This is a genomic window from Streptomonospora sediminis, from assembly GCF_054778995.1.
Genome location: NZ_BAAGYZ010000087.1, coordinates 18089 through 29256 on the forward strand (window position 1 = coordinate 18089; position 11168 = coordinate 29256).

An 11168-nucleotide genomic window follows, 5' to 3' on the forward strand; every position below is an offset into this window, starting at 1 on the left:
TGTCGGCGGAGCCGGTCGCCGGGTCGCCGGTTAGCGGGGCGCACCGCCCGCCTGGCCGATGCAGGCTAACCCCGTTGACCTGCAGCGAAGGGTGCCGCCTTGACCTTTGGTATGCCGAAGTCCCCATAATGGAGGCAAAACCGACAGGGGAGCGCTTTGGCGCTGAGAGTGCGGTTGCAAAACCGCAGACCCTCACACCACCTGATCTGGGTAATGCCAGCGCAGGAAGTCGTGAAGTGAACCCGTCAGCCGACCCGGCGACCGCGCGGTCCGATCCGCGCTGCACCCGGGCCCGGTTGGCGCTCTTGGGCTGGGGCCCCCTCGCACTGCGAAGGGACGACCCATTGACCGGGCAAGTACCGACCACCGGCACGGGCAACAACGCATTCTCCCAACGGCTGCGGCGCGCCCTCCCGGCGTACCGCACCGTCGACATCGTCGTCCCGGCCGTCCTGGGCGTGGCCGTGGGCGTGATCTTCTGGGCCTGGAACCTGCTGTGGGAGGTGACCGCCCCGCTGTTCGCCTTCTTCCCGCCCGCCCAAGCCGCCATCTACGGCATGTGGCTGCTGCCCGGAGTCCTCGGCGGCCTGATCGTCCGCAAACCCGGCGCGGCGGTGCTGACCTCGACGGCCGCGGCGTTCGTCTCCATGGTCCTGGGGACACCGTGGGGCGTCGGCGTCATCGTCGCCGGATTCCTGCAAGGGCTGCTGCCCGAACTCGTCTTTGCCGCCGGCCGCTACCGCCGCTGGGGCATGCCCACCGCGATGCTCGCCGCCGCCGCGGCCGGAATCGCCCCGGCCATCTGGGACAACGTCCGCTACTACCCGACCTGGCCGCTGTCCTTCCAGGTCGCCTTCGGTGTACTCGTCGTTGTCAGCGCCGCCGTCATCGGCGGTGCGGGCGCCCGGCTGCTGACCTCCGCGCTGGCCCGCGCCGGCGCGCTTTCGGCCTTCCCATCGGCACGCGGATGAACGCTGCCGGCGGTGGCGGGGCGCGGGTGGAGCTGGCCGGCTGGGGCTGGCGCCATTCCGGCCGCGCCGACTGGGCGCTGCGCGGTGTCGACCTTGCCGTCGAACCCGGCGAGCGCGTGCTGCTGCTGGGCGCGTCAGGGGCCGGCAAGAGCACGCTGCTGCACGCCCTGGCCGGGCTGACCGGCGCCGCCGGCGCCGTCTCGGGCGACGAGGAAGGGCGGCTGCGCATCGACGGCGCGCCCGCCGCCGCCCGGCGCGGCGCGGTCGCGCTGGTGAGCCAGGACCCCGAGACCCAACTGGTCATGGCCCGCGCCGGCGACGACGCCGCATTCGGCCCGGAGAACCTCGGCCTCGACCGCGCGGAGATCTGGGCGCGGGTTCGCGCCGCCCTGGACGAGGTCGGCTTCGGTTACGGGCCCGACCGGCCCACCGCAGCCCTGTCCGGCGGGGAGAAACAGCGGCTGGTGCTGGCCGGCGCGCTGGCGATGCGGCCCGGCCTGCTGCTGCTCGACGAGCCCACCGCCAACCTCGACCACGCCGGCGCCGCCCGCGTGCGGCGCGTGCTGGAGGCCCTGCTGCGCAGGAGCGAAGCGACGATGGTGCTCGTGGAGCACCGCGTCGCCGAGGTCGTCGGCGGCACCGCCATGGGCGGAGCGGCGGCGGGCGTGGCCGACCTGGTCGACCGGGTGGTCGTGGTCGAACCCGGGGGCGGAGTTGTCGCCGACGGCGCGCCCGCCGCCGTCTTCGCCGACCACGGCCGGCGCCTCGCCGAGCAGGGCGTGTGGGTTCCGGGCAGGGAGCCGCGGCCGCAGGTGCGCGCGGGCACCCCCGGGCCGGCCGTGATCGAGGCCGCGGACTGCACGGCCCGCGCCCCCGGCGACGGCGGATTGCTGGGGACCTCCGGCGCCACGGTGCTGCATGGCGCCGACGCGGCGGTGCGTGAAGGCTGCTCGACCGTGCTGACCGGGCCCAACGGGGCGGGCAAATCCACGCTGCTGGGGCTGCTCGCCGGACTGGCCGCACCCGACACCGGCACGGTTTTGCCGCGCGGCCGCCTGCGCAAGGCCGGTACCCGCCCGCTGGCGAAGTGGCGGGCCCGGCTCCTCGCGCGCCACGTGGGAACGGTGTTCCAGCACGCGGAGGACCAGTTCGTCACCGGAAGCGTCCGCGACGAGTTGGCTTTCGCGCCGCGCCGGGCCGGGCTGGGGCGGCCCGAGACACAGCGGCGGGTGGACGGGTTGCTGGACCGCCTGCGGCTGGCCCCACTCGCCGATGTGCATCCCTTCACCCTCTCCGGCGGCGAAAAGCGGCGGCTGTCGGTGGCCACCGCACTGAGCTCCGGCGCTGCACACAGCCCCGACGTGCTCCTGCTGGACGAGCCGACGTTCGGCCAGGACACCCGTACGTGGCGGGAACTGGTGGAGTTGCTGGCCGAACTGCGCGCCCAGGGCCGCGCCATCGTCACCGCCACCCACGACACGGCACTGCTGCGCTGCTTCGCCGATACCGAGATCCCGCTGCTCGCCGGCCGCACCGGCCGCCCGCAGCCGCCGCCCGGCCGGGCAGCGCCGGGCGCCGCATCCCTGCCCCATGGCCCCGCTGGCGTGGGCGCGGGTGCGCACGGGCAGCGGGACGGCGGCGCCGGTGGCGAACCGCGGGAGCCCGCGGAACCGGAGCCGGGGAAAGGAGATGCGGATGAGCGCCGCTGAGCCTGCGCGCGAGGGTCCGACCGCGGGGCCCCGGCCGCAGGGCTCCGGCCGTCCGCGTGCCGCGGTCGCCGCCGGCCCTGCCGCGCGGACTCCCGAACGGGAACCCCCCGAGGCGCAGGCACCCCGGGAACACGGGGAGCCGGGGGAGCGGGGGGAACCGCGGCCTCCCGCGGAACCGGGCGCACCGCGGGACGCGCACTCCGCCGACGCCGCCGGCGTGCCGCCGCGGGCCTGGCTGGCGCGGGCCGATCCCGCGGGCAAGCTGCTTGCCGCCCTGCTCGTCGCCGCCGGGCTGATCCCGGTCGTGGACCCGGTGACCGCGGCGGTGGTGCTGGCGGCCGGGCTGGCGCTGCTTCCGTTCTCGGGGCCGGGCCCGGCCCGGCTGGCGGCGGTGTGCGCCCCGCTGCTGGTCATGGGCGCATCGATCGGCCTGGTCAACCTGGTCTTCGGCGAGGACGGGCCGATGGCCGCGGCCGGGGCGGCGGTGCGGCTCCTGGCGATCGCGCTGCCCAGCGTGCTCGCGGCGATCACCAGCGATCCCACCGACATGGCCGATTCGCTGGTCCAGCGGCTGCGCGTGCCCGAGCGCCCGGCCATCGCGGTGCTGGCCGCGCTGCGGCTGGTGCCGCTGCTGCTGGAGCAGTGGCGCACCCTGGGCCGGGCGCGCCGCGCCCGCGGACTGGATTCCGGCGGCAACCCGCTGCGCGCGGTCGCCATCTTCGCCGGAAAGGCGTTTGCGCTCCTGGTGCGGGCGATACGGACGGGAACGCTGCTGGCGATGGCCATGGACGCCCGCGGTTTCGCCGGCGGCCCGCGCAGCCACGCCCGGCTCAGCCGCTGGCGGCGTGCGGACACCCTGCTCATCACCGGTACCGCAGCCGTACTGGCCATCGCCCACGCCGTTTCGGCGGCGGCGGGCACCTGGACGCCGCTGACCTTCTGACGCCGCCCGCCCGCCCGCACGTGCCGGCCGGCCGCCGGCAGGGGCGGGCAGGGGTGGAGACCACGCAGCGCGGGCAGTGGTAGGTATTGGAACGTGGGGCGGCGGAAGACGCGGCCGACGATGTGGCGGAGGGTGCCGGGTGGCGAGTTTCGATGGGACCGCGGGCGAGGTCGTCCGGGTAGAGCGTGATCCAAAGAACCCGGCGGTCGCCGTGATCCGGCTGGACCGGCCGAAGATGAACGCGCTCGACGCGCAGATGCAGCGCGAACTCGCGGTCGCGGCCGAGCAGGTTGCCACCGATGGCGAGGTGTGCGCCGTCGTCATCTACGGCGGCGAGCGGGTTTTCGCCGCTGGCGCGGACGTAAAAGAGATGGCCGAAATGGGCTATACCGACATGGCAGCCCACTCCCGGATCCTGCAGGGCTCGCTGACCGCGGTGGCGCGTATCCCCAAGCCGGTCATTGCCGCCGTCACCGGTTTCGCACTGGGCGGCGGGTGCGAGCTGGCGCTGTGTGCCGACTTCCGGGTGGCCGCCGAGGACGCCCGGCTGGGCCAGCCCGAGATCAGGCTCGGCGTCATCCCCGGTGCCGGCGGCACCCAGCGCCTGCCCCGGCTGATCGGTCCGGCCCGGGCCAAGGACCTGATCTTCACCGGGCGCCACGTGGGCGCCGACGAAGCGCTCGCCATGGGCCTGGTCGACTCGGTCGTCCCGGCCGCCGAGGTCTACGGCCACGCGGCGGCGATGGCGGCGAGCTACGCCAACGGGCCCGCGGTGGCGCTGGCAGCGGCCAAGGAGGCCATCGACGGCGGGTTGGAGACCGACATCGCCACCGGGCTGGAGATCGAGCGGCTGCAGTTCTCCGGCCTGTTCGCCACCGAGGACCAGAAGGCGGGGATGCGCAGCTTCGTCGAGGAAGGGCCCGGCAAGGCCCGCTTTTCCGGCCGTTAAGCTCTGCCGCGCCCGCCCGCCCGCTCCGCCGCCGGTCCGGCCGTTCGCCCGGGCCGTCGCGGACCCGCGGCGGTGGCGGCGGCACCGGAACACGACGATGACGATGACGGACCGGAGATGAGGGATACCGCATGTGGGAACTGAAAACGGAACCTGCCCGCCGGCGCCCCGATCTGCTGGCCGGCCCGGTCGCCGCCGGGCTTGAGGGATGGGAGCCCGCAGACCGGGTGCTGGCGGCGCCCATCGACCCGGACCTGGCCGACACCGCCAACTGCGCCGCCGCCTACGACATCCCGCTGGGCTCCTCGGCGAACTGCGTGGTCATCACCGCCAAACGGGCCGGCCGGGTGCGCATGGCGGCGTGCATGGTGCTGGCGACCACCCGCGCCGACGTCAACGGGGTGGCCCGGCGCCACCTGGGTGCGCGCAAGGCATCGTTCGCGGACCAGGGCGACGTGGTTGCGGCGACCGGAATGGAGTACGGCGGCATCACCCCCGTCGGCCTGCCGGCCGATTGGCCGATTCTGGTCGATGAGGCGGTCTTGCAGGCGGGCCACGTGGTCATCGGCAGCGGGCTGCGCGCCTCCAAGCTGGTGCTGCCCGGCGCGGACCTGACCCGGCTGCCCGGGGCCGAGGCCGTTTCGGGGCTGGGCGTGCGCGTCGACTGAGCGCGCCGGTAGCCGGACGCCCGGCGCCGCCCTTGCGGGGCGCCCCTTGCCGAAAAACCGCGGCGCGCCCGTGATGACCCCCATCCGCCCGGCGTGTCGTTCTCCGGTGCCGCCACGGCACCTGCCGCACGTCCTTGCCCTGCTTGGCGACGCGGCGAGGTGCGGGGACCGGCCGCGGAAACGGATTCCGGCCATCTCGCCGAACCACAACCGGCGCAATGTGCGTCATACTTGGGGTCGATTGGACGGCGGGCCGCGCGGCCCGGCCGCCGCCGCGGCCTACCCGCATCCGGGTGGCCCGGCTGGTTTTGTTTTACGGCTCGGTGGAGCCGCCGCGAAGCGGGGTGCGCCGCACACCCGCGACGCGGCGCCGAAGGACGTGATCGCGGTGGAGCGTGAGCGGTGGCGGATCGGTCCGTCGGCCGGGTCCGGCTTTTTCGGCCCGGCCATCCCCAGCGGATAGGCTTGTTCTCATGGTGTGCCAGGTTTGAGGGGATGAATTCGCAATGGCAATGACGGCAGGTTTCCCCGAAGGTGAGGAGCTGCCGGAACGCGTCGGCCCATACATGATCCGCCGCCGGATCGGCTCAGGCGGAATGGGTGTCGTGTACCAAGCCGTCGATCCCCGGCAGGACCGGCTCGTCGCGATCAAGGTGCTGCGTTCCGAGGTCGCCGGCGACCATATCGCCCGGGCGCGGCTGGCGCGCGAGGTCGCCACCATGCGCCGGGTGCAGAGCAGCAATGTCGCCGAGGTCATCGACGCCGACACCAACGCCGAACTGCCCTGGGTCGTGACCGAGTACGTCCCCGGAACCACGCTCGACGCGACGGTCACCGACCACGGCCCGCTGCGCGGCCGCGCTCTGACCCGGTTCGTGTCGGGCCTGGCGCGCGCGATCGGCGACATCCACGCGGCCGACGTGATCCACCGCGACCTCAAGCCCGGCAACGTCATCATCTCCAACGGCGAACCGATCGTCATCGACTTCGGTATCGCCCACGCCGTCGACGGCGCCAAGCTCACCCAGACCGGTACGTTCGTCGGCACCCCGAGCTATCTCTCCCCGGAGGTCATCGAGGGCACCGACCTCGGTCCGGCCACCGACGTCCACGCGTGGGGCGCCACGGTCGCCTTCGCCTCCACCGGCACGCCGCCCTACGGCGCCGGGTCCTTCGAAGTCATCTTCTTCCGCATCCTCAACGGCGAGATCAGTCTCGACGGCATGCCCGACGCGCTGCAGCCGCTGGTCCAGGCCGCGGTCTCGCGCGACATGGCGGCCCGCCCCACCGCGGCCCGGCTCGTCGAGCAGACCGGGCGGCTCAACCTCGATCTCCCCTGGAGCGAGGACGTCGCAGCCTATGCCGAGGGCGGCGGGGTGACCGGCAGGCACACCGTGCAGGGCAGCACCCAGGAGCCCGGGGCGGGGGGCGACCGCGGCGGCGGTTCGGGCGCCATGGCGGCCGGTGCGGCGGCGGGAGCAGGGGCCGGTGCCCTGGCGGGTTCGGCCGCGGGCGGCGACACTGCGGCGCCCGAACCCCGGGGTTCCGGCGGTGATTCCGGCCACACCATGGCCGCTGGCCAAGGCGCCCCCGACCAGACCCGGGTCGGCGGTGCGGGCGGTGCCGACCAGACCATGCGCGCCGCCGACGACCCCCGCTCGCCGCAGCAGACCGGCCTGCTCGGCACCTACGAGGCCGAAGACGCCGTCGATTCCGGCCCCGGCACCCAGTACTTCAACTCCACGCTGCGCCCCGAGGACTTCCGCGACGTCCTCACGCCGGTCGAGGAGAAACGCTCGCGCCGCTCCGGCGGCGATACCGAAGAGGGCGGCCGCTGGTACGACCGGTTCCGCCCCTCGGGCGGCGACCGCCTCAGCGACTACATCGACTCCGACAGCAGGGGCGAGGACACCGGCGGGCACTACGACGACCGCGATTCCCGCCCGCTGCCGTGGCTGCTGCTCATCCCGGTGCTGGTTTTCCTCGGCGGCATCTGCCTGACCCTGCCGCCGGCGGGCCTGATCCTGGGCCTGCTCACCGCGAGCATCCTCGGTGCGCTGGACACGGTCAAGAACGAGCACGCCCGGCGGTTGCAGACCCGCGGCCCGCGCAGTTCCGACAACATGGTGATCGCGCTGAGCCTGCCGTGGGCAGTGCTGCGCACACTGGGCCGCAACCTGCTGTTCGGGCTGGGCTACCTGCTGGCCGGGATCCTGATCGGGATCGTCATCACCATGCTGTCCGGAGATGGCAGCAACACGCCGAACTTCGTCGGGTCCTACGCCTTCACCCTGGTCGTGATGCTGAGTTTCCTCGGCCCCAACGGCCGCGGCGCGGTGCGCCAGGCGCGCTCGGCCATCGACGGCATCACGGTCAGCAACACCTATGTCTACTGGGGTGTGATCGTGGCGGTCGTGCTGCTGGCGATGCTGGTCCTCTCCTACGGCATCAGCTCGGCGCCGTCGTGGTGGCTGATGGGCAGCGGGCCCTCGGGCTGGCCGATCTTCGGCGGCTGACCCCTGGCCGGAACCGCAGTGGCGACCGCGGCACCCGCCGCGGGCGGGGCGCGTTCGCCCCGCGTGCTACTAGCCAGTAACATCGGGGTGGGACAGGAAAACCGCAGGCGGGAAGCGTGACAGGAACGCCGCCCCGCCACCCGATGGCAACAGTGCATTTGGCACCCTGAAGGGGCCACGGGCGCATTAGGCGCCCGCGCCGTCCGAGCGGGCGACGCATGGGAGTGCAGGGAGGTCGGCCACCGGCCATGAATATTGTCGTATTGGTCAAGCAGGTCCCCGACACGGCGACCGAGCGCAAACTCTCGTCCGACGACCACACGCTGGACCGGGCGGCGTCGGACGGCGTCATCAACGAGCTCGACGAGTACGCCATCGAAGAGGCGCTGCTCCTCAAGGAGAAGCACGGCGGCGAGGTCACCGTCCTGACGATGGGACCCGACCAGGCCACCGACTCCATCCGCAAGGCGCTGTCGATGGGCGCAGACAAGGCCGTACACCTCGTCGACGACGAGCTGCACGGCTCCGACGCGCTGCAGACCGCCTACGCGCTGTCGAAGGCGCTGGGCACGGTCGGGTTCGACCTCGTCGTGCTCGGCTCCGAATCCACCGACGCCCGCACCGGCGTGGTCGGCGCGGCACTGGCCGAGTACCTCGGCCTGCCGCAGCTCACCCTCGCCGGCAAGGTCGACGTCGACGGCTCGGCCATCCGCATCCAGCGTGCCACCGACTACGGCTACGACGTCGTCGAGGCGCAGCTCCCCGCGGTCGTCTCGGTCGTCGAGAAGATCAACGAGCCGCGGTACCCCTCGTTCAAGCTGATCATGCAGGCGAAGAAGAAGCCGGTGGAGAAGCTTTCGGTCGCCGACGCCGGTATCGACACCGCGCAGGTCGGGCTGGCCAAGGCCGGCACCGAGACCTCCGACTTCGCACCGGCCCCGCCGCGGGCCGCCGGCACCGTCGTCAAGGACGAGGGCGACGGCGGCACCAAGGCCGCGGAGTTCCTCGCCGAGAAGAAGTTCGTGTAGGTCCGGCGGAGACGAAGGAAGGATTGACAGATGGCTGAGGTCCTCGTCCTCGTCGACCACGTCGACGGAGAGGTCAAGAAGGTCACCACCGAACTGCTCACCGCCGCCCGCCGCATCGGCGAGCCCGCGGCCGTGTGGGTCGGCGGCGGCGCCGAATCCGGCCAGGCGAAACTGGCCGAGTACGGCGCCGAGAAGGTGTACACGGCACCGGCCGAACTCGACGACTACGTGGTCGCGCCAAAGGCCGAGCTGCTGGCGAAGCTGGCCGGCGACGCCTCGGCGGCGGCCGTGCTCGTCTCGGCGACCCCGGAGAACAAGGAGATCGCCGGGCGCACCGCCGTCAAGCTGGGCTCGGGTGTGCTGACCGACGTGGTGGACATCACCGGCGAACTGCTCGCCGAGCACAGCGTCTTCGGCGGCGCCACCGTCACCCACTCCCGGGTGCGCTCGGGCGTGCCGGTCGTGGCGGTGCGCCCCAACTCGGTTCCGCCCGAGCCCGCCCCGGGCGCGGCAGAGCTCGAAGAGGCAGCGGTGGAGCTGTCGGCCACCGCCACCGCCGCCAAGGTCGTCGAGCGGGTCGTGCAGGAGAAGGGCGCGCGCCCCGAACTCACCGAGGCCGCCATCGTGGTCTCGGGCGGGCGCGGTGTCGGCTCCGACGACTTCTCCGTGGTCGAGGCGCTCGCCGACTCGCTGGGTGCCGCGGTCGGCGCCTCGCGCGCCGCAGTCGACTCCGGCTGGTACCCCAACCAGTTCCAGGTCGGCCAGACCGGCAAGACGGTCAGCCCGAACCTGTACGTCGCCCTGGGCATCTCCGGTGCCATCCAGCACCGGGCCGGCATGCAGACCTCGAAGAACATCGTCGCGGTGAACAAGGACCCCGAGGCGCCCATCTTCGAGCTGGCCGACTTCGGCGTTGTCGGCGACCTGCACAAGGTCGCCCCGCAGCTCACCGCCGAGATCACCGAGCGCAAGTAGGCCCGGCCGCTCTCGGGCGGCGGCGGACGCGGCCCCGGGCGGCTTGCCCCCGGGGCCGCGCCGGGCCGTCCGCGCCGCCCGGCCGCCCCCCCCGCACCCTCCGCTCGGGCCGGGCCGCGCAACACCGGCGCGTTTCGCCGCCGTATCCTTGGAAGCGCCATGGTGTACCTGGATCATGCAGCCACGACTGCAATGCGGCCCGAAGCCGCCGCCGAGATCACCGAGGAGTTCGGCCGCCTCGGTAACGCCTCCTCCCTGCACGGGGCCGGCCGCCGGTCCCGCCGTACCGTCGAAGAGGCACGCGAGACCATCGCCGGCTCGCTGGGCTGCAATCCCAACGAGGTGGTCTTCACCGGTGGCGGAACCGAGGCCGACAACCTTGCCGTCAAGGGCCTCTACTGGGCCCGCAACCGCGCCGATCCGGCCCGCAACCGCATCCTGACCAGCTCGGTCGAACACCACGCCGTTCTCGACCCCGCGGGATGGATGGGCCAATACCAGGGCGCGGTCTGCGAGGAACTGCCCGTCGACTCCTCGGGTCGGGTCGCACCGCAGGACCTGCGGGCCGCCATCGCCCGCAACCCCGGCGACGTTGCCGTGATCTCGGTCATGTGGGCCAACAACGAGGTCGGCACGGTGCAACCGGTGCAGGAACTCGCCGCCGTCGCCCGCGAGTACGGCATCCCGTTCCACACCGACGCCGTGCAGGCGGTCGGCGCCGAACCGGTCGATTTCACCGCCAGCGGCGTCTCGGCGCTGACCACCACCGGGCACAAGCTCGGCGGGCCGGTGGGCGCCGGCGCACTGCTGCTGGCCCGCGGTATCGACCCCGTGCCGGTGCTGCACGGCGGCGGCCAGGAGCGCGAGGTCCGTTCGGGCACGCTGATGACCCCGCTGCTGCGGGGGTTCGCCACAGCGCTGCGCCTGGCCGTCGAGGAACGCGAAACCCACACTGGTGAACTCGCCGGGCTGCGCGACCGGCTGGTCGCCCAAGTGCGCGAACGCGTGCCCGACACCGTACTCAACGGGAACCCCGACCACCGGCTGCCCGGTATCGCCCACCTGTCCTTCCCCGGCTGCGAGGGCGACGCGCTGCTGATGCTGCTGGACGCCAACGGCATCGAGTGCTCGACCGGATCGGCCTGCTCGGCGGGGGTTTCCCAGGCCAGCCACGTGCTGCTGGCCATGGGTGCCGACACCGCCACCGCGCGCAGCTCACTGCGGTTCTCCCTGGGCCGGGGCTCCACCCGCGCCGACGTCGACACCCTGGCCGAGACCATCGGCCCCGCGGTCGAACGCGCCCGCGCGGCCCGCCGCAAACGCCGCGCCGCCTAGGACACTCCAGCGCAACTAGATCGTTGATGGGAGTTGTTGTGTGTACCGGTCAGTGGTCGTAGGCGATCAGTGAC

Annotated in this window: 9 protein-coding genes and 1 riboswitch; all 9 genes read left to right on the top strand. The window is 73.2% G+C overall.

Annotation, left to right across the window (positions count from 1 at the left end; all coding sequences use genetic code 11):
• Positions 1-135: 135 nt before the first annotated feature.
• Positions 136-245, top strand: a riboswitch (TPP riboswitch).
• 153 nt (positions 246-398) lie between these two features.
• Positions 399-971, top strand: coding sequence for an ECF transporter S component (locus ACYVD5_RS17585; protein ID WP_461002159.1), 573 nt, complete (start codon positions 399-401; stop codon positions 969-971).
• The gene (locus ACYVD5_RS17590; RefSeq protein WP_461002149.1) at positions 968-2680 is read left to right on the top strand and encodes an ABC transporter ATP-binding protein; all 1713 of its coding nucleotides are present in this window, start codon (positions 968-970) and stop codon (positions 2678-2680) included. The genes ACYVD5_RS17585 and ACYVD5_RS17590 overlap by 4 nt, the downstream gene beginning before the upstream one ends.
• A 217-nt stretch (positions 2681-2897) precedes the next feature.
• Positions 2898-3623, top strand: a complete 726-nt coding sequence (locus ACYVD5_RS17595) for an energy-coupling factor transporter transmembrane component T (protein WP_461002150.1) — start codon at positions 2898-2900, stop codon at positions 3621-3623.
• Positions 3624-3762: 139 nt separating this feature from the next.
• Positions 3763-4572, top strand: coding sequence for an enoyl-CoA hydratase/isomerase family protein (locus ACYVD5_RS17600; protein WP_461002151.1), 810 nt, complete (start codon positions 3763-3765; stop codon positions 4570-4572).
• Positions 4573-4703: 131 nt separating this feature from the next.
• A complete protein-coding gene (locus tag ACYVD5_RS17605; protein WP_461002152.1) occupies positions 4704-5240 on the top strand; it encodes a YbaK/EbsC family protein in 537 nt (178 codons plus the stop codon).
• Positions 5241-5746: 506 nt separating this feature from the next.
• On the top strand, positions 5747-7756 hold the full coding sequence (locus ACYVD5_RS17610; RefSeq protein WP_461002153.1) for a serine/threonine-protein kinase: 2010 nt from the start codon (positions 5747-5749) through the stop codon (positions 7754-7756).
• A 248-nt stretch (positions 7757-8004) separates the two neighbouring features.
• Positions 8005-8784 (top strand): electron transfer flavoprotein subunit beta/FixA family protein, encoded by a 780-nt coding sequence (locus ACYVD5_RS17615; protein ID WP_461002154.1) that lies wholly within the window; start codon positions 8005-8007, stop codon positions 8782-8784.
• A gap of 30 nt (positions 8785-8814) precedes the next feature.
• On the top strand, positions 8815-9759 hold the full coding sequence (locus ACYVD5_RS17620) for an electron transfer flavoprotein subunit alpha/FixB family protein (RefSeq protein ID WP_461002155.1): 945 nt from the start codon (positions 8815-8817) through the stop codon (positions 9757-9759).
• 159 nt (positions 9760-9918) lie between these two features.
• Positions 9919-11094 (top strand): cysteine desulfurase family protein, encoded by a 1176-nt coding sequence (locus ACYVD5_RS17625; protein ID WP_461002156.1) that lies wholly within the window; start codon positions 9919-9921, stop codon positions 11092-11094.
• Positions 11095-11168 lie beyond the last annotated feature (74 nt).